The sequence below is a fragment of the Leptolyngbya sp. Heron Island J genome, assembly GCF_000482245.1.
GTDB lineage: Bacteria > Cyanobacteriota > Cyanobacteriia > Phormidesmidales > Phormidesmidaceae > Leptothoe.
Genome location: NZ_AWNH01000023.1, coordinates 14,410 through 36,850, shown reverse-complemented (window position 1 = coordinate 36,850; position 22,441 = coordinate 14,410). Strand labels below are relative to the sequence as shown.

Genomic DNA, 22,441 nt, shown 5'->3' with positions numbered 1-22,441 from the left:
TAACTCGTACTCACTCTGGTGAGTTACCCCAAAGTTCTGCTAATCGTTGATCACGACCACAGCCAAACCGATATAGTCGGTAACGGGCTGGATGAGTCTGATAATAATTTTGGTGATAATCTTCTGCTGGATAAAACGTTGCTGCCGACAGAATGTCAGTCACGATCGACTGATTAAACTGATTACCGATTGTCTGTTTTGAAGTCTCAGCGAGCTGACGTTGGGTATCGTTGTGATAAAAAACGATAGACCGATACTGACTGCCCTTGTCACAAAACTGACCCATTCCATCCAAAGGATCTACATTGTGCCAAAAAGTATTCATCAGCGTTTCATAGCTAACAATATCAGGGTCATACTCAACCTGCACGACTTCTGCGTGCCCGGTAGTCCCTGACGATACCTGACGGTAGCTAGGTTTCTCAACCGTGCCTCCCATATAGCCGGATGTGGTCTCTATGACACCCTGTAGCTCATCAAAGGGGTGTTCCATACACCAAAAACAGCCTCCTGCAAATGTTGCCTGAGCTGTTGCGGCTAAAGCTGCAGATGCTCCTAAACACCATAGGCCCCCAATCAGCAGACTGAGGAGCACTTGCCGTAGCAGCCACTTTGGCTGCCATAGTTTGAAAATGGTGATCATAGAAAATAACGCCAGTGCTGATCAAATACTGGGAATGACAATGGCTCCCAGCATAAAGGACAGAATAGCTAGTAGCCAATAGTCCACGTAACGTCTAATCATAAGTCTGAATCTTATATTCCATCATCTATGCTTTCTAGTCTTGAGCCGAACTTGATTGTCGCAGGTTGACGAGACCTTGCAAACCTGGATTCTAGGGGGCGCTGACTTCACCATCATTCAGCCGCGTGCTGGATGTGTCCGGTAATGATGCTGAGCTTGCTGTGAGCATGCCAGGCTTGATTAGACTGGCTAATTGGGTAATCGGAATGTGATTGAGTTCGGACTGTGGATGCTGCCGTCTAAACACTAGAATTTGGCCAGTCATTACAAGAGAATCAGCTCCCATCATGCCCCATTTTGTCGGTAATTGTGGCTGGAGTTCCATAGTCGATATGGGATTGGGTAACTGGGTTGCAAGTGCAGCATCGCCAGTTGCGACTCTCCTAAAGCGCCAGTCTGGAGTTTGACGTACTAATGATGCCGTCATGCCTGTCATGATGGTAAGAGGGAGCATGACGGCTATCCCTCGGGTTCGCCACCGCTGGCAAATAACGGTGCGTCTGCTAATTTGTACAAACCTTTGAGCTAAATCTGATAAGTCCTGTGAGTGAGCCATTAGAAACTGACTTACATCTTGTAAGTACCGCTGCCCGAGTAGATAGTCTGGGCATTTGAGTTGGCCACGATGGTGCCATATCCAGGCTCGGTCTTCAATATCCCGCCGTTGACGCAGTGTAGTGCGATTGCTGTGCAACCATTGACGCAATAGAGACCAATCCGAGACTAAAGATTTGTGGGCCAACTGAATAGTAGTTTCCTCTGGTATTTCTACGTTTGTGGCCACTGTTCGGTTACTTGGCTGAAGAGGTGCGATCGCTTGGTCTACAACAATTAACCGGGCCATGATAAATTTTTTCAAGACTCGATCAATTAATGCCTTAGGAAATTGATGATTCACCAATTCAATTTTCCGAACGCGACGACCTTGATCAATATGACCTTCACCTAAATCACATAAGGAGAGAAAAATGCGTCTTGCTACTGCTTGCTCCTCTACAGGGAGTGATTCATAAAGAGTTGTCGCTCTGCTGGTAATGATGTTAGAGAGTCTCCCTAGTTTCATATAACTCTCTAATGATAAGCAGGGGCTACCTTTACTGCATGAATTGGGAGAACGATGTTGCCACAGTTCATGGAGTGTATTTTGCAGTAAGGCTAATTCACCAGGAGCACCAGTTAAATCCAACGTTAGATTGTGAACTAGATAAGGATCTATCCTTAATCCCAGTTTCTCCGCAGGTTTTTCAATCACCTCTCGAATTTCTTGATAACTCATTGGCGGAATAACAACCTGATGCCCCTCTAATGCTGAAAACAGCTCGCCATGGGTTAGCAGGTGATCCATAGCATCTGAGCGCAGACTAATAATCACTCCTAAATCAATTGCAGGACAGTGCAAGGCTTTGATCAAGGCTTTGATGACCTGTTCTCGATCGTTTTGTGTTTGAGGATTGTTGGTTGTGGTGAGTAGCTCTTCAAATTGGTCAATTATGAGCCAAAACTTCTTGGCAGTCGGATGTTTAAGGAGTGCGGCACTCACTAAATGTGCTAGCCCCTTGGGCTCATTACGCAGGATATTTTCAGCTTGTAATAACTGAGCAGCAACATTAATCTCCTGATCAGCGTCAACAAATGCGGCAGCAAGGGTTTTTAAGGGGTGAGCATTAGGGGTCACGTAGCGTACTAACCAATGCTCACTTCCCTCAATATCATGTCCTTGAGCTAGACGGGGAATCAGACCAGCTTGCAATAAGGACGTTTTACCACTGCCAGAGGCACCCACCAGTGCATAGATATCTGTATGTTGTAATGCTAAGAGCATATCTTGGATAAGATTTTCCCGCCCAAAGAAATACTCAGCATGCTTGGCTTCATAGGGTTGGGGTCCGCAATAGGGGCAGAAATTAAAGCTGTACTGCTTTAAGCGAGCAATGAGTGGAATGCTCTTGGTTGGTGGTAAAGAACGCTCCGAGTGGCGGGTAATAACAATTTCGCTGCCACTCTGTTCAAAGAGCGGTTGTTGAATTTCATTGCTTAGCTGATTAGTAATCGAAGCAACTAGATCGACACTTGTGACTCGACCATGGTCAGATTGCTGCGGTCGTAACCCAGAGACAACTGCCTGAGTTAGTACACTATAATCGCTGTTGAGTGACTCATAGGCTTCCTCATACTCCCGAGAGGCTGCTATAAACAAATAGCTTTGACCATCTCTTCCCTGCCAGGATTCATCTTTGAGAGACAGGAACTCACCACTGTGACAACAGTCTAAAATGACAATAATTTGGCGTATGGGACTGTGTCTGATTAGACGGCGTAGCCACGATAATGATAGCCCGCTGTTGGAGATGTCTGGCTGGGTGTCACTGGTGGCCAGATACCCTTCTCGAATACCGATTTCTCTTTGGAGACCATGACCTGAAAAATAAAAGAAAACAGCCTCAGGGATATGATCGCCTTTGGGTAACAGTAGGCGTACCAAACTGTTTTCTAATTGCTGGGTTGAAACTAATGTTTGTTGACCGATTTTAGGCCGCTGGTCTTGAATGATTTCAGGTAATCTGCGTACTCGAAAGTCGCCATAAGTTTCTAAAAGATTAGCTACGCCTTCCGCATCCTTAGCTGCTGCCGTAAGCCTGGGCAATGCCTGATATTGATTTATTCCAACAATCAATGCATCCCGTGACATAGCTACTATACCCTAGTGAACAGTTAAAAGGCGGTCAGAATTTTCGGTGAGATGAGAAGAAGTGAACGCTAAGTAGATATCTACTGCTTTGAGGTCTCTCCTTGATCAATATTTCCTGAGAAAAGAATGACGATAAAAAGGTTCTCAAGATATTGCTCTAGAAGACAGATGGCCTCAATGCATGTTAAAAGCAGCACGAATAGCTTTAAGTAAGTATTCATGGTGTCCTTGAGATAAGACTGCTTCTGTATTCAAAGTACTAGAAGTTTTTGCGGATATGGCAGAGGGGTGATGCCCTTCAATAGACAGTATCAAATGGATTTAATCTATCAAAAAATATTAATCATCCGTGAAACCCCATAGTTTTTTTATTAAGCAACCAAAAAACATTGAATTATTGTGATTTATAATCAGCGTAACTACTTTAAATAAAAAATAAAATTGATGATAAAAAGCTGTATTTATAAGGTTGAATTTTCTGTATCAACAATGTTTTTGAAAACTTATAAAGTGTTTTTGATGTAGATACGCTAATTAGCGGATTTCGGCTAAAAAATTTTCGGTAATAGTACTCAAAAGATATTTTGAATAAATGGTGATAACCGATATGACACTCAAAGTTATGAAACATATACGGAGTTTTAAGTTCAAACTAGATATAAAAAATCACTTGTAAGAGGACTGTTTTAGCTCTCTGAATGTTGAGTGTTCTTTAGGAGGATGAAGTTATGTTTCTGGCGAGTGTAAATCATATCGCAGAAATGCGGATAAATTCATAGACGTATTGACTAAAGGCTACAGAGTTAAGGGTGGCTTTTGTTGAGGGGAAGCAGACAATTTTCCTGGGTTTTTAAGTTTTAGATTGTTGCCCTTGCTAAGGGTTGATTGGTGTTTTCAGGGTGTAATAGATTACCTGCCAGGGGGGAGTATGTTGGCTGAAAAATAATACGCAATACGATGATTTGTGGTTTCTTTATCTGGTTCAGCGATATTGCTTAATTCTTGTCTGTGAGGAACAAAGTTGGGTGGAAAAATTTCTAAAGAACTATCTGTGAGTATGTAGGAAAATGAGGAGGCAAGAGTATTCTGGATTTGGCAATGTTCTATGCTTGAGCACTTGTAACTGTAGGTGAGATGGCTAATTGTGCTCAATGTATCTCACGACTGTGGGGTGTAGAAGTCTCTCTTGAGTGCTCAGGATTCATCTATTTTGCTTGAAAGGACCGACTTTTCTGAGTTCAAGATGGCTCAGGCATTGTTTGGTCAATAGGGAGTGTCTTCATTTTGATTATCCAAAAACACGCATCATTTAGGATCATAGATTAAATAAATGCCAAAAGAGATGTTGGAGGCTGCGATAGACGCAGTTAGGGTTGGACAGTTCCAAGAAGGGATTATTGGATTAAAGTATGTTGCTTCTCAGGTACGTCCGCCGGATAAGCTGTACTACTCGGCTAACATCTGGTTAGTGCGGGCTTATAAAGAGAGTGGACAATTGCCTGCAGCCATTAAGTTGTGTCGTCAATTAGCAACGAGTTCCCATCCTCGCGTACAGGTTTGGGCGCAGCAGGCACTGCCCGTTTTGCGGCAACCCTCAAATGTGTCTGGTAGCTTAGATGTTTTCTAGAGACTCGAAGTAAGCTGCTCTTTGATTCAATAATACTACTGTGCTATGTCACGTTAGCAGCCAAGGGCTCAATTGAGGCTTGAGCAGGTAAACTGGGCTAGTGCATATTTTTGAATTGTTCTGGGATCTAGAGTTAAGGGGTTGCCATGTATTTACTGTCGGTTACCCTCACCAATTTTAAGGCTCATCGCGATCGCAACTTCGAGTTCCAGCTGGGTACCAATGCAATTTGCGGTGTCAATGGCGCAGGTAAAACCAGCATCTTAGAGGCCATTGCCTGGACACTATTTAATCATCGGGGTGGCTATAAACAAGAAGACCTGGTGCGAAACGGTAGTGGCAGTGCCCAGGTTCGAGTTGCCTTTGTCTCTAGCTACGATAGTCGTACCTATGAAGTTGAGCGGTGTACTAGTCGAGGATATACCCTGTATGATCCGCAGCTAGGGGAGCGCTTGAACTATAGTCGCATCAAAGATGAGGTGGAACCCTGGCTCAAGCAACACCTGGGAGTGCCGGTAGGGACCGATCTGGGTCAACTTTTTGCGAACACGATTGGGGTGCCTCAGGGTACCTTTACGGCTGATTTTTTGCTCAGCCCTGAAAAACGTAAGCCCATTTTTGACAATGTGCTGAAGGTAGAAGAATATCGCCAGGTCCACAAAGATTCCAATGCATTACGCCGATATGCAGAAGCTCAGGTGGAATTGGTTAAAAACCAGCTGCAGCAATATGAGGAGCGACTGCAGTCATTAGATCCTTTGCAGGCTCGTTATGAGAGTCTGCTCGCAGAGATTGCGGCTGGCGAACAACAGCTGGCTCATTTGCAGGAGGGTCTGGCACAGCTCCAGACCCAAAAAGATGCTTTGGCTGTTCAAGCTGAAAAAATACAAGGGTTGCAGCAGCAACAGCAGCAGTTGAGTTTGCAGCTAGAAGCTAAGCAGCAGGCTCAGAATGTGATGAAACAGGCCCAGCATAGAGCCCAGCAAGCTCAGGATCTATGCCAAGCCCATGCTGCAGCCTATCGTTGTTTTCTGGAGATTGAAAATACTCTCAAGGCGCTGACGCAGAAAAATAAACAGCGTCAGCAGCTCGTGCAACAGCAGCTTGCACAACAGCGTAATCTTGATCAACAAGCGGCCACCCTGGCAGGACTACAGGTAAAACTGGAGCAGCACAGTCGGTTTCAGTCTCAACTTGAGAGTTTAGCTCCTCAATGTCAGCAACAAGATCGTCTAGAGTCTGAACGTCAGGTGCTGCTTGAGAAACAACAAGCTTTGGCGAAACTACAGTTACGATCGCAAAGCTTGCATGAGCGTTTAGCGAGGCAGCAGCAAGATATTCAACAAGCTGAGCGTGAGTTGCGCGCCCTTGATGTGCTTGAAGATACCGTCAAGATGATTCCTGATTTGGAACAACAGCAGCAACGTTGGCAGCAACAATTGAGCCGGATTGCAGCCGCTCAACAGTTTGAAATAGAACTGCGACAGCTGGTGACTCATCATCGTACCCAATCTGCCAGCTATGCTCAGCAAACTGTGGCTGCTATCACCGCACTAGATGAGCTACAGCAAAGTTTATCTCTGTTATCTCAAGATGTTGTGGAGCAGTTGAAAACTGCGATCGCAACCGGACAAAACCTCAGTCAAACAACTTTATCAGCCCTAGAGAGTATTCTCACCGATCTCACAGAACAAGTGGACACTGAGCAGCTTAACCGCAATCTAAAATCGGGACAGATACAGCTAAACAAGGCTTATGGGGATCAGGCCCAGTTAAACAACCGTGCCAGGCTGCAGCAAAAACACACTAAACTGATAGGCCAGCAACAGCAACTCCAGGCGGATATTGCCGAGCTCGAACAGCAACTGACTCAAGCTGAACACCTGGCTCGGCGTTTGAGTACAGTAGAAAAAACAATTGCAACTTTGAGCGATCCTAAAGGCCGACGGCATGTTTTGCAGGAGCAGATCCAGACGATGGTTAACGTTGAGGCTGATTATGAGCGGCTTCAGACCCATCGCCAAACCTTGGAAGCGAGTTTGGCGCAATTAACTGAGCAAATTGCGGATTTTGCCGATTTAGATCAAGCCATTACGCAGCAGCAACAGCAACGCCAAGAATATCAACCAGGCTATCTGCTCTACATACAACACGAGAAGGATGCACAGTCTTTAGAACGGCTGAATACCGATGTAGCTGCGGCTAACCAAGTAGTTGTGGATTTGACTCAGCAGCTTACAACCCTTACCTCTGAGCTACAACAGCTATCGGCAGATTTTGATCCAGCGACGCTGCAGCAATTAGAACAGCGGTATGCAGAGGTGAAGTCTCAGTGCGATCGCATCACGGGTAGCTTGCCTCAACAACGCAAGTTACAAACTGAACTTATTGGCCAGCTGGATAGCCTTCGACAAATCGCTGCAAAACAAGATCAAGCTCAGCTTGATCTCAAGCAAAAGGAACGTGTCAAGCGCTTTATTAATTTTGCGCGTAAGGCCTACAAAGCAGCTGGACCACGCATTACCGAACGCTATGTACACGGAATTTCACAAGAAGCAGATCGCCTATTCCGAGAACTTTTAAATCGTCCTAACGTAGCATTAGAGTGGACCCGAGACTATGAAATTCTGGTGCAAGAGGGCGGTAACACACGCCGCTTTATCAATCTTTCGGGAGGTGAGCAGATGTGTGCTGCTCTGGCTGTGCGTTTGGCCCTACTCAAGGTACTAGCCGATATCGATATCGCCTTCTTTGACGAACCTACCACCAATATGGATCGTCCCCGACGGGAGAGTTTAGCTGAAGCCATCGCCCGACTTAAGGCATTTAAACAGTTATTTGTCATCAGCCATGACGATACCTTTGAGAAGGTGACTGAGCACGTCATCGTTGTCGAGCGAGAAGATGAGCTAGTGGATGCCTGAGTCTGCTGTTTGCAATCAACCGGTTGTAGTGACGTCAGTGTCGTTTAATGGCTCGGTTCCCTGTAGCAGTTGTCCAACTATAGCTCTTCAATAGCAGAAGTAATGAGTAGTTAGCTGACAAAAGCTAATAAATGCTGCTTTAAATAGCGTTTCCGCAGATAATCCAAGCAAAGTCAGCGCATATTTAGGTGGTGAACCTATAGACTAAGCTTATGCTTCTGATTGAAATTAATAAATCAAACAAATGGTAAAGCCATTTCATTTTATTGGTAGACTTTAATCAATGACAAGCAAGGATTTCATTTATTGAAGTCAATTCTTGTTTGATTTATTTAACCACCATGTCTGATTTCCTCGGCAGCGCAAGCATTAGCTTTCTTTGGGAAACGTCAGGCAAGCTTTTGGATTCAGGTCAATGGTGGGCAACTGAGAGAGTCTTAGCTTGGCTAAGCGAGGTGCTTCAAAATGCAGATTACAAATAAGATCCATTTCCGAAATTTACGCGGTGACATCTTTGGAGGCGTCACCGCTGCTGTTATTGCATTACCCATGGCGTTGGCCTTTGGTGTTGCCTCTGGTGCAGGTGCAGCATCAGGTTTATGGGGGGCTGTATTAGTTGGCTTTTTTGCGGCCTTATTTGGTGGCACGCCTACACTAATTTCTGAGCCCACTGGCCCCATGACAGTGGTCATGACGGCTGTGATTGCCAATCTGACCGCAACCAATCCTGAAAATGGGATGGCGATGGCATTCACCGTGGTCATGATGGCCGGGGTATTCCAAATTATCTTTGGCTTTCTACGGCTTGGTAAATATGTCACGATGATGCCTTATACCGTTATATCGGGCTTTATGTCTGGTATTGGTATCATCCTGGTCATTTTGCAGCTTGCACCATTTTTGGGTCAAGCCAGTCCTGGCGGCGGTGTAGTTGGTACGCTACAGTCAATTCCTGACTTGTTAGCCAACATACAACCTCCCGAGACAATGCTGGCAGTTGTATCTGTTGCCATTATTTGGTTCATGCCAGCCAGGCTTAAGCGGCTGGTTCCACCTCAGCTGGTTGCACTAATCGGCGGTACTATACTCTCTCTAGTTCTGTTTCCTGATATCGACATCCGTCGTATCGGCGAAATCCCCATGCGTTTCCCGCAGATGCAGGTTCCTACCTTCGGGGCTGATCAGTTACGCCTAATGTTTGTTGATGCAGCTGTTCTGGGGATGTTGGGATGTATTGACGCACTGTTGACTTCCTTAGTTGCTGATAGCCTAACCCGTACTGACCACAACTCTAATAAAGAGCTGATTGGTCAGGGTCTTGGTAACCTGATGTCTGGTCTGTTCGGCGGTATTGCTGGTGCTGGTGCTACCATGGGCACCGTTGTTAATATCCAAGCCGGTGGTCGTACAGCGCTTTCTGGCCTCACTCGAGCCTTTGTTCTCTTGATTGTTATCTTGGGAGCTGCTAATTTAGCTGCAACAATTCCCCTGGCTGTCCTTGCTGGTATTGCCCTCAAGGTTGGTATTGACATCATTGATTGGGATTTCCTTAAGCGGGCGCATCAAATCTCTCTGAAGGGTGCGCTGATCATGTACGGCGTTATTATGTTGACGGTTTTAGTCGACTTGATTGCGGCAGTAGGTATCGGTGTATTTGTTGCCAACATCCTTACAATTGATCGCATGAGCCAACTGCGCTCTGAGTCTGTTCGGGCCATTACTGACGCAGACGATGCGATTCGGCTGGACTCTGATGAAAAGCGCTGGTTAGACGAAGGTAATGGTCGCGTATTGTTGTTCCAGCTTGGTGGTCCCATGATTTTTGGGGTAGCCAAAGCCATTTCCCGAGAGCATAACGCTATTGGAGAATACGACGCAGTTGTCTTTGACTTAAATGATGTTCCCCACTTGGGTGTAACTGCTTCTCTAGCTATTGAGAGTGCTATCAAAGAAGCTACTGAGAAAGGACGCTACGTGTATATCGTAGGTGCTGCTGGACAAACCAGACGTCGCTTGTCATCGCTTAAGGTCTTTGATTTAGTTCCTACTAAGCATGTGCATGCGGATCGCGCTGAAGCGCTCAAGCAAGCTGTTTTGAGCATCTATCCTACAGACTCTGAGACCGATCTATCGACCTCATCTTTAGAAGACGCGTCCTCTAAGATCTCAAGCTAACTTGAAGGAGAGCTATGCAACCTATTCTCTGGCTGTTTTTTGCTCTCGGTATTACCGTTCTAGGTTATCGATTGCGTCACCTTGATGAAGTTCACTCCATGGCACTATACAGCGTCGGTCTTTTGAGCGGCATTTGGGGATTCTCTCTCGTGCCTAGTGCGGTCCAACTAACAATTGGTGCTCTTGCCATTGGTTGGTTACAACTTGGCAGTCTACGTAGTTAGTTGCCATCAAATAGCGTTCTACTTGTTTTTAGGCATTGGGTTTCAGTTCCTGCCTCTATTCATTTGGCACTTGACTTTCACACTGATGTCCTAGGACATAAAAAACATTTTGAAACTCTGAAATAAAGAGGCTTTATTCGTGTTTTTGAATAACCTGTCAAATCTATCCCTTAATCAGTTGATAGATGCCTGGCCTGCTAGTCCATGGGTGTTCGCAGAGGTCTCATCTGCTGAAAGCGGCCCATTTGTTTTGATTGGTGTATTGCTGAGTTTGATTACAGTTTATCTCACCAGTAAATTAGGTGGTGAATTATCTAAGCGGCTTGATTTGCCTCCTGTGCTGGGTGAATTGGTGGGGGGTGTGGTTGTAGGGGTTTCAGCCTTACATCTGATCATGTTCCCTGAGAATAGTGCAGCTGTAACTGATTCAGTCATTGCTCAAGTCATACAGTGGATGGGGAACCTTGATGCTGAGGCCGCCATGCATGTTTTTGAAAGCCAGAGCGAGGTTATTTCGGTCTTAGCAGAATTAGGTGTTATTGTTCTGCTGTTTGAAATTGGACTGGAGTCCGACCTGCGTGAATTAAGTAAGGTTGGCGCTCAAGCGGCTGTGGTGGCTGTTGTTGGTGTTGTTGCTCCTTTTACCCTTGGCACCGTTGGGCTAATCTCAATTTTCCATGTTCCTGTGATTCCTGCAATTTTTGCTGGGGCAGCGCTGACGGCGACTAGTATTGGGATTACTTCTAAAGTCCTTGCTGAACTGGGTCATCTGAAATCTAAGGAAGGCCAGATTATTGTTGGGGCAGCTGTTATTGATGATGTCTTAGGCATTATTGTGCTAGCCGTTGTGGCTAGTCTAGCTAAGACAGGTGAAGTTGATTTGTTGAATGTTGTCTATTTGATCATTAGCGCCAGTGCGTTTCTGTTAGGTGCTATCCTTTTGGGCAAATTCTTCAATACAGGATTTGTGGCCATTGCCGATAAGCTACAAACTCGTGGGGCGCTTCTCATCCCTGCATTCACGTTTGCATTGGTGATGTCTTGTCTGGCTAGTGCCATCCATTTAGAAGCAATTTTAGGTGCGTTTGCAGCTGGCCTGGTGCTTGACGAAACTGATAAGCGCAACGAACTCGATCAGCAGGTTATGCCGATTGCCGATATTCTAGTACCTATCTTTTTTGTCACAGTAGGTGCTAAGGCAGACCTGGGAGTTTTGAATCCTATGGTCGCTGAAAATCGTGCTGGGTTAATCATTGCGGCATTCTTGATGGCGGTTGCAGTTATTGGCAAGGTGATAACGGGTTGGGCTGTTTTCGGGCAGCCTGGCATCAATCGCATGGCGATTGGTGTGGGTATGATTCCCCGTGGTGAAGTTGGCCTTGTCTTTGCTGGAATTGGATCTGCGAGCGGTGTGTTAGATCGTCCGCTAGAAGCAGCTATTATCATGATGGTGATTCTAACTACATTCTTAGCGCCGCCGCTGCTGCAGATGACTCTCAAGGAAACCGATGTGGAGCTTCCAACTGAAGCAGCGTTATCAGCGACAGAGTAAGGGATTACTCCTGCTGCTGTTTGGTCAGTGGCAGGAGTTCCTTTCAAATCTCATCCAGCGACGTTTGTTCGATATCTAAATCAATGACTGCTGTACTTGAAGCCTGTATCTTTGCTACGGTCATGGGTGGTTTTTTTGGCATTATTCTGAAAAAAAACCTCATGATGAAGATTCTCTCCATGGATGTGATGAGCACTGGCGTCATTGCTTGTTACGTTCTAGTGGCGTCACACCGTGGGTTATTTACGCCTATTTTGCAACCTGGGCTAGAAGCTGAGGCGATCGCATATGCTGATCCAGTTCCTCAGGCGGTAATTTTAACTGCCATTGTGATTGGTTTCTCGATTCAAGCGTTGATGCTGGTGGGAGTGATGAAGCTGGCACGGGATAATCCGACGCTAGAGGTTTCCGAAATCGAAAGGAGTAATACGCCATGATGATGATGACGATCGCATGGATTGCTCTGCCACTGTTTGTTGGATTTAGCATCTATCTGCTACCAAAACTGGATCGTTATCTGGCAATGGGTGTGGTGCTGGTTTCAGTGGCCTATAGTCTGACCTTGATACAGTTGTCAGGGACGCTGGACCTGCAGCTATTAGATAACTTTGGTGTCAGGTTACTGGCAGATTCCCTGAGTGGTTACTTTATTTTGGGTAATGCTCTGGTGACGACTGCGGTGCTTCTCTATTGTTGGCCCCAGGAGAAGTCAGCGTTCTTTTTCACTCAGCTGACGGTTTTGCATGGCAGTGTGAATGCTGTTTTCATCTGTGCTGACTTTATTAGCCTGTATGTGGCTTTGGAGGTTGTTGGCATTGCGGCCTTCTTGCTCATTGCCTATCCCCGGACGGATCGTTCAATTTGGATCGGATTGCGCTATCTGTTTGTTAGCAATACGGCCATGCTGTTTTACCTAATTGGCGCAGTATTGGTCTATCAAGCCAGTGGCTCATTTTCCTATGTGGGTTTACAGCAGGCACCGACAGATGCGATCGCGCTGATCATGCTCGGTATGCTGACCAAGGGCGGCATTTTTGTCTCAGGATTATGGTTACCCCTAACCCATTCAGAATCCGAGACACCTGTATCAGCCATGTTGTCAGGTGTAGTGGTTAAAACCGGTGTTTTTCCACTAGTCAGGTGTGCATTGTTGGTCAGTGATATTCAGCCTATTCTTCAGATTTTCAGTGTGGCTACGGCGCTTCTAGGGGTAGGATATGCCATCTTTGAAAAAGATACCAAGCGGATGTTAGCCGCCAGTACAATTTCCCAGTTAGGATTTGTCATAGCCGCTCCTGCATTAGCAGGCTTCTATGCACTTAGCCATGGCCTAGCCAAAGCGGCTCTATTCTTAGTAGCAGGGAATTTGCCAAGTCGTAGCTTTCAAGAACTCCGACAAACACCGATACAGCTACCTGTTTGGGGCGTCTTAGTAGTAGCTAGCTTATCTATCTCTGGGTTTCCCTTAGTGTCTGGTTTTAACGCTAAAGCACTGACTCTAAAGGCATTAGACCCATGGCAGTCGATTGTGTTAACGATTGCAGCTACTGGTACAGCCATTGCCTTCGCTAAATTTATTTTCTTACCCTTTCAACGATTTCCAGAGTCGGTCAAACAACCCTCGGCTGGTTTTTGGCCAGCCCTCGCGTTACTAATCGGTGGTCTCATTACCTCCAATAGCTTCTCTTTTGAAGCCTATACCCTCTCGAACATTAATAAAGCATTACTCGTAATTGCTGCAGGTTGGTTCATCTACAGTGTGTGGCTGAGAAAGCTGAAGCTAGAGCTACCACGCGCAGCTGAGCGCTTGGAGCATCTAATCGGTGCAATGAGCTTAATTCTCGTCTTATTGTTTAGTATGGTGCTGGCGTAATGAGTATCCCCGATATACTGCTACGACTGACAATTTGGTTCTTACTCACGGCTGATTTGAGTCCAGCCAATATTGCTATTGGTCTCTTTGTAGCACTGCTGATTCCACAACGCTATACCATTCCATCTACCTGGAAGCGATGGCTAAAAGAGTGGCTACGGATACTTTGGCATATTGTTGTTGCTATTCCTCAGGCTTACATTGAAGCATTTGAAATTATGCTTTGGCCTCATAAAAAAGAGGATGTAACGCTAGAACGTGTTCGCCCATATCGCACACCGGGTTTGATTTTTCTTGATATCTTTTTGATTACTTTCACGCCTAAAACCATTGTGCTCAAATATCGTGAGGACGGCTGGTATGAAGTTCATCAAGTTAAGCGGAGGTTGGGAAGATGAACGGCGTTTTATTAGCCATGATTGCTGCTTTATTAATCCCGATATATGAAGCCTGGCAGGATGAAGATATCTGGCAAAAAATGCTTGCTTTTGCCAGTATAGCTACTAAGACATCAACCATGATTTTGGTGCTTTCTGTCCTGCGTGATGATTGGATGATTGGTGTGGTGGGGGTACTAATTTTAAGTGTTGGGAATGCAGCCTTAATGTTGTTGGCCCATGTGCTGAGACGGGTGAATGAATTATGATTGATGTCTTTATCAACGTTGCTAGCTACGGCTGCATTGTGGTGGGTTTAATTTTTTGGTTTTGGGGCACGCTGCCACTGTTAGGTCATCGCTCAGTTCTATTTAAATTACATAGTCTATCAGTGGCTGACACCCTTGGCTCCATGAGCATTATCGTCGGTCTACTGCTGAAAATTCCTAAAGAGTGGCCATTGCTGTTATTGGCGCTAATTTCATTATCTATTTGGAATACGGTGCTGGGCTATGTGTTGGCCTACTGCTCAAACGAAGGACGTCATGGCTGAAGATATTTACACCGTTGCAATTTTAGTTCTACTTCCTGTGACAGCCGGTATGTTGGTGTCACAGGTTGATCCTTATCATGCACTGATTATTCGTGGCATTTTAGGAGCCGTTGCCGCCTTAGTGTATGCCCTGTTTGGGGCCGCAGATGTAGCACTGACTGAGGCCTTGGTTGGCACAATGTTATCGATTACGCTTTATGCCGTTGCCGTGCGCTCGTCCATGAGTATGCGGTTGGGGGTGGTCGAAACTGCTAGTAGCGAATTTCCAGCATATGAATCGTTTTTAGCATCTCTACGCAATCATCTGAAAGAAAAGCATCTGCGATTAGAAGTTGTGCCATTCTCTCAGGTTTCTAGTTTACAAACAGCTTTATCCAATAAGGAAATTCACGCAGCTTTTATGGGACCAGACTCCCAATTTTCTGATGATCAAACGGTCTCTCCATGTTGTTTACAAATCCGTGTGCGACGCCTATATGAGATTTTGCAGACACAACTGTCGCATGAACAGGTGAGTCTGAGATTTACAGACATTGAAGAAATCAATAACGTACCAATCAGGAAATAGCTATGAAGTGGATTTATCTTGTCGTTGGAATCGCGCTCTACATCAAGATGCTGGTTTTTCCCAACCCAGCGGCTGATACAGCTGAGCTATCTGTTATTGAGGTGGTTGTACAGGATACCGGTGTCTCGAATGCTGTATCAGGCATTATCTTTAGGAATCGCCTATATGACACTATTTTTGAAGTTGTTGTCTTTACCCTGGCAATTATGGGGGCGCGCTTTTTGCTGGCCAATGAACAACCATCTTGTACTATCTATCAATTTACTGATCATCCATCCATAGAGTTAGCACGGCTGGGGGCAACTATTGCGGCCCTGGTTGGTATTGAGTTAGCTATTCGAGGACATCTTAGTCCGGGGGGAGGGTTTGCCGCTGGAGTTGCAGGCGGTACTGCCATTGGTCTGGTGGCGATTACGTCTTCGCCGAAATGGATGGAGGGGATATATAAGCGTTGGGGAGCGGCTATATGGGAAAAAATAGCCGTTCTGGTATTTATCATTTTGGCTGTGGTCACATTGATCGGCTTTGAACTCCCCCATGGTCAGGTCGGTTCCCTAGTCAGCGGTGGATGGATTCCAGTGTTGAACATTCTGGTGGCCATCAAGGTAGCTTTGGGGTCCTGGGCAGCTATTTTGACCTTTATTCGTTATCGAGGGTTGTTGTAGGAAGTTGGCTCTTATGGTTCCATGCACGCTAGGTTGTGAAACCTGGTTATATCCCCAAAAGGATAAAGCCTCCTAACCAGAGAGTTCGGAGGCTTTATTTTTTACATGTGATTAACTTAAATGCCCTTAAATGGCTCTCAGCTCTGTTGTTACAGCAGCTGTAAGAGAGAATTGCCTAACCTTCTAAGCTCTGACTTGAAAAAGCATCATAGCTATAAGCAGGGGTGCGATTGTTGAAATCAGTGGTATGTCCAGTTACGGTTTTAGCCAGAGCGTCAAAGGAATCAGAGCGCCAGTTACGCTCATGGATGGGTTTGGATTGCTCACCAAGGAAATATGCCTGGGAACCGATTAAGGCAGCTGCAATCCAACCTACGATCAAAAGTGCTAACACGATAGCCATATCTAGTCTCCTTGTCTAATAGCTGGTCAGCTGCTTGATGCAGAGACCAGGAGATTTATAAGTGCAAGCGTTGCTTATGTAACCGAATGTAACGAAAAATATTAAAAAACGTCAACACTGCTTGACTGGTGAATCTGTATGGCTATCAACACCTTATATTCTGTAAATCAGACAGACGGTAGGTAGCATTAGTACAACTTTGAATAACCTGGTGAGGAGATCCGTACCCTAGGCTAAGCGCTGCTTGATTAGCTGGAATAATGCGCGCATTCCCATAGCTTCTCCTCCCTCGGGTCGACCTGGTAGGCTCCGGAGGTTATAGGCCATAAAATCGACATGAATCCAAGGAACCTCTGTTTGGATAAATTCTTGTAGAAACAGAGCGGCAGTAATTGAGCCACCGTAGGAGCCGCTAGCGATATTGTTCATATCGGCTACTGGGCTATCGAGCATGGAGCGATAGGCGCTATGCAGGGGTAAATTCCATAGGGGATCGTCTACAGCTAGGCCCGCCTTCAGCAGCGTTGCAGTTGTCTCATCATTGTTGCAGAAAAAGGCCGGGAGTTCGGTGCCAAGGGCAACGCGGGCGGCTCCTGTAAGGGTTGCGCAGTCAATGAGTAAATCTGGGTCTTCACTGCTGGCTTCCCACAGGGCGTCGGCGAGCACTAGCCGTCCCTCCGCATCCGTATTGCCCACTTCAATAGTGGTACCTTTACGGGAGGTCAAAATATCAAGGGGGCGTAGGGCATTGCCAGCAATACTATTTTCAACGGCGGCAATCAGGACGCGCAGATTGACTGGTAGCCCTACTTCCATAATCATCTGTGCCAGTCCTAGTACTTGGGCAGCGCCTCCCATATCTTTTTTCATTAGACGCATGCCCGTTGCTGACTTGACGTCTAAACCGCCACTGTCAAAGCAAACGCCTTTACCGACCAGGGTCACTCTGGGGGCATCAGGGTTACCCCAGCGCAGATCGATTAGCCGAGGGGCGCGGGTGCTGGCTTTGCCTACGGCATAGATCATTGGGTAGTTTTCGATAACTAGATCGCCGCCCGCAATGACTGCTACTTGGGCTTCATAGCGATCAGCCAAAGTACGAGTTATTTCTTCGAGCTGATCGGGACCCATGTTGTTGGATGGGGTGGTGATCAGATCGCGCACAAGATAAGTGGCTTCAGTCGTTGCTTTAACGTAAGTTAAGTCCACATTTTCAGGTGGTTGTAGGGTGGCGACTGGTCCAACTTTAGTGAGCTTGTAGCGGTCAAAGTTATAGCTGCCTAGCTGCCAACCCAGGTATAGTTTGGTGGCGTTATGGGTGGAAAACATACCAGCGAGGTCATAGGTGCCTGTTGGTAAGGTTTTGGGTAGTGCCGCAAGGGTCCATGTATCGAGACTTTCAGGGCGACCGACTAAAACTTTGCTGATTTTGCCAGCGGCATCGGGCACCAGACAGCTCTTGCCAACTTGACCGGAAAATCCAGACGCTTGGCACCAGGTAAGGCTGTCAGGATGATCATTTTGGAGTTCCTCTGCATTGACTAAGTAAATTGCGATCGCATCTGCCAAGGGAACCTCCACGCATTCAAAAACAATTATTCTGACGAGAATAGTGTGCCTTATGGCTATCAGCAACGGTGTAGCAGCTGAGCATTATTCCAAGAATTACACCTTAAAATTATCTATCTTTATGGACGCTCAAATAAGTCGCGTTTTTCCTCAACCAAATCCCGAATACAGCAACCCTCCAGGTGATTATTGACGGGCCCCATGGCCTGCATAAATGCATAGGCTGTGGGGGGCCTACGAAGGACCAGCCACATTTCTTCAAATCCCTGCTCAAGGCAATAGATTCATGCGTTTTACTCAGCTGAGATAGGGTGACATAGTCATACTGCTCCAATAATGAAGCCGTCCATCGTTATGGCTCAACTACGTACACTCCATCGATTGTTTCCACTCGCCCTTGGGCGGCCAACGTCTGATAGATCATGGCGGCTACCTCCGCCCGTGTAGCTGGTTGATTTGGGTTGAGGGCAGCCAAATCAGGATGGTTGACTACGATATTTGACTGGGTTGCCGCCGCCATTTTGCCAATGGCCCACTCAGGAATTTCAGCGGCGTCATCATAGCGCTCCAAGATAGCCTGGACATTTTCAGGGGTGTCGTCGGCATTGAGGCCTGTGACTAGGGCTGTGAGCACCTGAGCGCGGGGTACTGGCAGGTTGGGTTGAAAGCGCTCATTAGGAAAACCACTCATAAAGCCACCTTTAACGGCTTTATCGATAGCCTCTGTAGCCCAATAGTCCGTTTCAATGTCAGAAAATGCGATCGCATCTTGCTCATCACCCAACGGAAATGCTTGGGCAATCGCACTGGCCAACTGAGCCCGTGTCACTGGTTCTTCAGGGGCAAAAGTACCTTCTGAGATCCCATCGATCACCAGCCGCTCACTCAGGGCATCAATGTAGGACTTAGCCCAATAATCATCTGGCACATCATTAAACTCAAGCGCCTCACGGCTGGGTTCCAAAGGAAGTGCGGAAATCGGAGCAGTTGCGTCATCCGTTGGTTCTGGCGCTGCCGGTTGAGCAGCCTGTCGAGGCAATGGGGAGGTAACCGCATCTGAGCCAGGGATCATCGCTGGCTGAGTAGGAGTATTGGGAGGAGTCATCTCGGTGACCGCTTCCAAAGACTCAGTTATCTCTTCAAGGATATCGTCAGCGCCTGCTTCCCCGATGAGCTCGGCTGTGCCAAACCCAAGCACATCATCTGGCTCGGCCTCTTCATCGTCGGCTAGCCCTTCATCAGCTGCATTCAACTGGCTGTTGCTATCCAAATCCTCTACTAGAGGAGCAGCATCGTCTAGATTAAATAGGCCTGCATTGCCAAATAAGTTGACCCCTGACCGAGTTAAACCCCAGAATAAAACGCTTCCCAAGGTTAAAAATGCTACAAACATTGCGATCAGCTCATCGTAAGTAACTGAGCGACGACGATTATCACTGGTGCCCTGGTCAGATGGAATTTGAGACACAGCAGACTCCCTAAAACCTTGCAGATGATTAATCAAAACATATTTCTCATATAAAGATAAGGCAGAAAAGAATACATTTAAGCGTTATTACTTACATTTCTAAATTATTCTTTCTATTAAGCTCTTACGTAAGTGTTTATTTCTTGACAGTAAGCCCATACCGGACTGCTGCTTTTTTGACTGATGATTTCGCGATTTAAAAAGTCTCAACAAAGACCTGTCCTGGCTCGCTCAATGCGCTCCCTGTTGTTGGCGGCTTTACCCCTTTTGGGTTTAAGTGGTTGTGCAATGATGGCGGCTAAGCTGCCACTGCGTCCTGTTTCTGCTCTAGTAACGCACATCATGGCCAGAGCCACGGCCATTGATGCGCTGGTGAGCCAATTACACGATCATTTAGATGTGGTCTACCCATTGGAGAAAGAAGCTGTCTCTGTTGGCGGTTTAGGCCCGATCCGATTAGGGATGACGATTCAGGAAGCGGCTAATGCGGCCCAGGTAAGTTTTGTGGTTGCGCCCATGACCCAGTCAGCGGTTTGTCAGTATTATTTGCCAGAGGTCTTTGATCCTGAAAAGGCGGCACGTACGGCTTCGATTGATGGCGTGGGTCTAATGGTTGTCAACGATCAGGTGATTCGTATTGATATTTGGTCCGATAGTCCGGTTAAAACCCTGAGTGGCCTTGGCATCGGTGCTACGGTTGAAGACGTTAAGACTGCTTATGATGGACAAGTTGATGTCACGCCCCATCCCTACACCGAAGGTAGCTATCTAACCCTGACTCCCGATGCGGCTGGCAGTAATTTGTATACCCTGGTCTTCGAAACGGATAAGGAGGGGCAGGTTACTCAGTTTCGAACTGGTCAGTTCCCTGCAGTGACCTGGGTGGAAGGCTGTTCTTAACTGCTGCCTGGTCTAACCTTGATACACTCATGGGGTTAGTCCTTACCTCGTTGAGTCATGGTGAATCGGCTTGCCCAAAGTCCAAGTCTTTATCTTCGCAAACATGCTGAGAATCCTATTGATTGGTGGCCTTGGTGTGATGAAGCCTTAGTAAAGGCGCGGCGTGAGGATAAACCGATTTTTCTATCGGTGGGCTACTCTAGCTGCCACTGGTGCACCGTGATGGAAGGGGAGGCGTTTTCGGATAGTGCGATCGCAACCTACCTCAATGCCAACTTTCTACCCATCAAAGTTGATCGCGAAGAACGCCCCGACCTTGATAGCATTTACATGCAAGCACTGCAGATGCTGGTGGGACAAGGCGGTTGGCCACTCAATATTTTTTTATCCCCCGACGATTTAGTGCCGTTTTATGGAGGCACCTACTTTCCCGTCGAGCCCCGTTACGGCCGCCCCGGTTTTCTACAACTGCTGCAGATCCTGCGCAGCCTCTACGATACAGATAAGCCAAAGGTGGGCGCAGTCAAATCCCAAATTTTAGAAACCTTACAACAATCGACGCTACTGCCTGCAGACGATAACCTCAGTACCGAGTTGCTGCTGCGTGGACTAATTGCTAGTGCCAAGATCCTAGTACCGTCGGGCCAAGGCACCAGTTTTCCGATGATTCCCTATGGCCTCACTGCTCTGCGGTCTGTGCGTCTGGTCGAATCAACCGATGAACTCAACCCTCAGCAAATTTGTCTGCGTCGGGGGCTAGATATGGCTTTGGGAGGCATCTACGACCATGTGGCAGGCGGGTTTCATCGCTACACTGTCGATCCCACTTGGACCGTCCCCCACTTTGAGAAAATGCTCTACGATAATGGGCTGATCATGGAGTACCTGGCCGAGCTATGGAGTCAGGGGCATCAGGAACCAGCCTTTGAGAGAGCGATTGCGGGCACTGTGCAATGGCTCAAGCGAGAAATGTGGGCGGGCTATTTCTATGCTGCTCAAGATGCCGATAGCTTTGTCACACCCGCAGATGCTGAACCAGAAGAAGGTGCCTTTTACATCTGGCGTGAGGCTGAGTTACGAGATCTTTTAACCGATGCAGAATTTGCTGATCTGAGTGCTGACTTTTTTATCTCAGCTGAGGGCAACTTTGAAGGGACTGTTGTGCTGCAGCGGCAGCAATCTGGACCGCTCCACCCTGAGACAGAAGCTGCTCTGAAAAAGCTGTTTGCTGTTCGCTACGGTCAGGCTGACGTAGAGACATTTACACCCGCTATTGATGCTGAGGCTGCTAAAACCACTGCCTGGCCAGGTCGCATTCCTCCAGTGACCGACACCAAAATGATTGTCGCCTGGAATAGCCTGATGATTTCTGGGTTGGCTCGTGCGGCAGCTGTTTTGCATCAGTCTGACTATTTGGACTTAGCCATTGCCGCAGCACAGTTTATTTTGCAAAATCAGTGGATAAATGGACGTTTTCATCGGCTCAACTACGATGGTACCCCAGCCGTATTAGCCCAATCTGAAGACTATGCCTTGTTTATCAAGGCCTTGCTGGATATTCAGCAGGCCAGCCTAGCTTTTGCAGAGAGAGCCGCCGCAGACTGGTTAGCCCACGCTAAAAATATTCAGTCCGAATTTGACCAATGGTTGTGGAGCGATGCCGCCAGCGGATATTACAACACCGCTAGCGATGCCAGTGAGAGTTTACTGGTGCGAGAGCGCAGCTATCAAGATAATGCCACCCCGGCGGCAAATGGTGTCGCTATTAACAATCTAATACGGCTATTTTTACTTACTAAAGAGTTGACCTATCTAGATCGGACTGAAAAGACCTTGCAGTCTTTTAGTGTTGTCATGGATCAAGCTACCCGAGCCTGCCCAACATTGTTTCAATCCCTGGATTGGTATCGTCATCAAACCCTGGTACGCACTACTGCCCAGAACATAGTTAAGCTATCACGACAATACCTACCTACCGTGGTTCTATCTGTTGACTCCGATTTGCCAGATGATGCAGAGGGCTTAGTCTGTCAGGGGTTAACTTGTAAAGAGACTGCAACCACCTATGACCAAATTCTTGAGCAGATAGAAACTAGTCAGCGCAGAAATCGCTAAACCAAAACAGCCTC

At 46.8% G+C, this 22,441-nt stretch carries 19 protein-coding genes; 14 read left to right on the top strand and 5 right to left on the bottom strand.

Annotated elements, in window-relative coordinates; genetic code table 11:
• Nucleotides 1-10 precede the first annotated feature (10 nt).
• Both msrA and N836_RS47340 read right to left on the bottom strand, forming a co-directional pair.
• A complete protein-coding gene (msrA, locus tag N836_RS47345; RefSeq protein ID WP_023071707.1) occupies nt 11-643 on the bottom strand; it encodes a peptide-methionine (S)-S-oxide reductase MsrA in 633 nt (210 codons plus the stop codon).
• A 193-nt stretch (nt 644-836) separates the two neighbouring features.
• On the bottom strand, nt 837-3,434 hold the full coding sequence (locus tag N836_RS47340; RefSeq protein ID WP_023071706.1) for an nSTAND1 domain-containing NTPase: 2,598 nt from the start codon (nt 3,432-3,434) through the stop codon (nt 837-839).
• A 1,330-nt stretch (nt 3,435-4,764) separates the two neighbouring features.
• Here N836_RS47340 and N836_RS47335 point away from each other — a divergent pair.
• The 12 genes from N836_RS47335 to N836_RS47280 all read left to right on the top strand — a co-directional run bounded on the left by N836_RS47335 (nt 4,765) and on the right by N836_RS47280 (nt 15,972).
• Nucleotides 4,765-5,061, top strand: a complete 297-nt coding sequence (locus N836_RS47335) for a hypothetical protein (RefSeq protein ID WP_023071705.1) — start codon at nt 4,765-4,767, stop codon at nt 5,059-5,061.
• Between the two features lie 146 nt (nt 5,062-5,207).
• The gene (locus N836_RS47330; RefSeq protein WP_023071704.1) at nt 5,208-7,985 is read left to right on the top strand and encodes an AAA family ATPase; all 2,778 of its coding nucleotides are present in this window, start codon (nt 5,208-5,210) and stop codon (nt 7,983-7,985) included.
• 465 nt (nt 7,986-8,450) lie between these two features.
• A complete protein-coding gene (gene bicA / locus N836_RS47325; RefSeq protein ID WP_023071703.1) occupies nt 8,451-10,160 on the top strand; it encodes a bicarbonate transporter BicA in 1,710 nt (569 codons plus the stop codon).
• A 14-nt stretch (nt 10,161-10,174) separates the two neighbouring features.
• On the top strand, nt 10,175-10,384 hold the full coding sequence (locus N836_RS47320; protein ID WP_023071702.1) for a hypothetical protein: 210 nt from the start codon (nt 10,175-10,177) through the stop codon (nt 10,382-10,384).
• Between the two features lie 139 nt (nt 10,385-10,523).
• Complete coding sequence (locus N836_RS47315; RefSeq protein WP_023071701.1) at nt 10,524-11,936, top strand: cation:proton antiporter; 1,413 nt, start codon at nt 10,524-10,526, stop codon at nt 11,934-11,936.
• 83 nt (nt 11,937-12,019) lie between these two features.
• Nucleotides 12,020-12,373 (top strand): cation:proton antiporter subunit C, encoded by a 354-nt coding sequence (locus N836_RS47310; protein ID WP_023071700.1) that lies wholly within the window; start codon nt 12,020-12,022, stop codon nt 12,371-12,373.
• Nucleotides 12,370-13,809 carry a cation:proton antiporter gene (locus N836_RS47305; protein WP_023071699.1) on the top strand — a complete coding sequence of 480 codons (1,440 nt, stop codon included), beginning with the start codon at nt 12,370-12,372 and terminating at the stop codon, nt 13,807-13,809. The genes N836_RS47310 and N836_RS47305 overlap by 4 nt, the downstream gene beginning before the upstream one ends.
• Nucleotides 13,809-14,207: a Na+/H+ antiporter subunit E gene (locus tag N836_RS47300; RefSeq protein ID WP_023071698.1), complete on the top strand. Its 399-nt coding sequence runs from the start codon at nt 13,809-13,811 to the stop codon at nt 14,205-14,207. The genes N836_RS47305 and N836_RS47300 overlap by 1 nt, the downstream gene beginning before the upstream one ends.
• On the top strand, nt 14,204-14,455 hold the full coding sequence (locus N836_RS47295) for a hypothetical protein (RefSeq protein WP_023071697.1): 252 nt from the start codon (nt 14,204-14,206) through the stop codon (nt 14,453-14,455). The genes N836_RS47300 and N836_RS47295 overlap by 4 nt, the downstream gene beginning before the upstream one ends.
• Nucleotides 14,452-14,739 carry a monovalent cation/H(+) antiporter subunit G gene (locus tag N836_RS47290; RefSeq protein WP_023071696.1) on the top strand — a complete coding sequence of 96 codons (288 nt, stop codon included), beginning with the start codon at nt 14,452-14,454 and terminating at the stop codon, nt 14,737-14,739. Before N836_RS47295 ends, N836_RS47290 begins: the two co-directional genes overlap by 4 nt.
• Nucleotides 14,732-15,307 carry a DUF4040 domain-containing protein gene (locus N836_RS47285; RefSeq protein WP_023071695.1) on the top strand — a complete coding sequence of 192 codons (576 nt, stop codon included), beginning with the start codon at nt 14,732-14,734 and terminating at the stop codon, nt 15,305-15,307. Before N836_RS47290 ends, N836_RS47285 begins: the two co-directional genes overlap by 8 nt.
• 2 nt (nt 15,308-15,309) lie before the next feature.
• Entirely contained in the window at nt 15,310-15,972 is a 663-nt protein-coding gene (locus tag N836_RS47280; RefSeq protein WP_023071694.1) for a Na(+)/H(+) antiporter subunit B, read from the top strand.
• 175 nt (nt 15,973-16,147) lie between these two features.
• Here the strand turns inward: N836_RS47280 and N836_RS47275 are convergent, their stop codons facing one another.
• The 3 genes from N836_RS47275 to N836_RS73025 all read right to left on the bottom strand — a co-directional run bounded on the left by N836_RS47275 (nt 16,148) and on the right by N836_RS73025 (nt 19,412).
• Nucleotides 16,148-16,375 (bottom strand): photosystem II protein, Psb35-related, encoded by a 228-nt coding sequence (locus N836_RS47275; protein ID WP_023071693.1) that lies wholly within the window; start codon nt 16,373-16,375, stop codon nt 16,148-16,150.
• A 228-nt stretch (nt 16,376-16,603) separates the two neighbouring features.
• On the bottom strand, nt 16,604-17,956 hold the full coding sequence (locus N836_RS47270; RefSeq protein WP_023071692.1) for a leucyl aminopeptidase family protein: 1,353 nt from the start codon (nt 17,954-17,956) through the stop codon (nt 16,604-16,606).
• Nucleotides 17,957-18,296: 340 nt separating this feature from the next.
• Nucleotides 18,297-19,412, bottom strand: coding sequence for an S-layer homology domain-containing protein (locus tag N836_RS73025; protein ID WP_152532091.1), 1,116 nt, complete (start codon nt 19,410-19,412; stop codon nt 18,297-18,299).
• 183 nt (nt 19,413-19,595) lie between these two features.
• On the opposite strand from N836_RS73025, the gene N836_RS0137450 reads away from it, so the two are divergent.
• The gene (locus tag N836_RS0137450) at nt 19,596-20,312 is read left to right on the top strand and encodes a hypothetical protein (RefSeq protein WP_023071689.1); all 717 of its coding nucleotides are present in this window, start codon (nt 19,596-19,598) and stop codon (nt 20,310-20,312) included.
• A gap of 57 nt (nt 20,313-20,369) precedes the next feature.
• Nucleotides 20,370-22,427, top strand: coding sequence for a thioredoxin domain-containing protein (locus tag N836_RS47265; RefSeq protein ID WP_023071688.1), 2,058 nt, complete (start codon nt 20,370-20,372; stop codon nt 22,425-22,427).
• The last annotated feature ends 14 nt before the right edge of the window (nt 22,428-22,441 follow it).

Bases quoted from the DNA above. Each gene is read 5' to 3' on its own strand.
- msrA (WP_023071707.1), bottom strand. From the start codon at position 643: ATGATCACCATTTTCAAACTATGGCAGCCAAAGTGGCTGCTACGGCAA.
- N836_RS47340 (WP_023071706.1), bottom strand. From the start codon at position 3,434: ATGTCACGGGATGCATTGATTGTTGGAATAAATCAATATCAGGCATTG.
- N836_RS47335 (WP_023071705.1), top strand. From the start codon at position 4,765: ATGCCAAAAGAGATGTTGGAGGCTGCGATAGACGCAGTTAGGGTTGGA.
- N836_RS47330 (WP_023071704.1), top strand. From the start codon at position 5,208: ATGTATTTACTGTCGGTTACCCTCACCAATTTTAAGGCTCATCGCGAT.
- bicA (WP_023071703.1), top strand. From the start codon at position 8,451: ATGCAGATTACAAATAAGATCCATTTCCGAAATTTACGCGGTGACATC.
- N836_RS47320 (WP_023071702.1), top strand. From the start codon at position 10,175: ATGCAACCTATTCTCTGGCTGTTTTTTGCTCTCGGTATTACCGTTCTA.
- N836_RS47310 (WP_023071700.1), top strand. From the start codon at position 12,020: ATGACTGCTGTACTTGAAGCCTGTATCTTTGCTACGGTCATGGGTGGT.
- N836_RS47305 (WP_023071699.1), top strand. From the start codon at position 12,370: ATGATGATGATGACGATCGCATGGATTGCTCTGCCACTGTTTGTTGGA.
- N836_RS47300 (WP_023071698.1), top strand. From the start codon at position 13,809: ATGAGTATCCCCGATATACTGCTACGACTGACAATTTGGTTCTTACTC.
- N836_RS47295 (WP_023071697.1), top strand. From the start codon at position 14,204: ATGAACGGCGTTTTATTAGCCATGATTGCTGCTTTATTAATCCCGATA.
- N836_RS47290 (WP_023071696.1), top strand. From the start codon at position 14,452: ATGATTGATGTCTTTATCAACGTTGCTAGCTACGGCTGCATTGTGGTG.
- N836_RS47285 (WP_023071695.1), top strand. From the start codon at position 14,732: ATGGCTGAAGATATTTACACCGTTGCAATTTTAGTTCTACTTCCTGTG.
- N836_RS47280 (WP_023071694.1), top strand. From the start codon at position 15,310: ATGAAGTGGATTTATCTTGTCGTTGGAATCGCGCTCTACATCAAGATG.
- N836_RS47275 (WP_023071693.1), bottom strand. From the start codon at position 16,375: ATGGCTATCGTGTTAGCACTTTTGATCGTAGGTTGGATTGCAGCTGCC.
- N836_RS0137450 (WP_023071689.1), top strand. From the start codon at position 19,596: ATGATTTCGCGATTTAAAAAGTCTCAACAAAGACCTGTCCTGGCTCGC.
- N836_RS47265 (WP_023071688.1), top strand. From the start codon at position 20,370: ATGGTGAATCGGCTTGCCCAAAGTCCAAGTCTTTATCTTCGCAAACAT.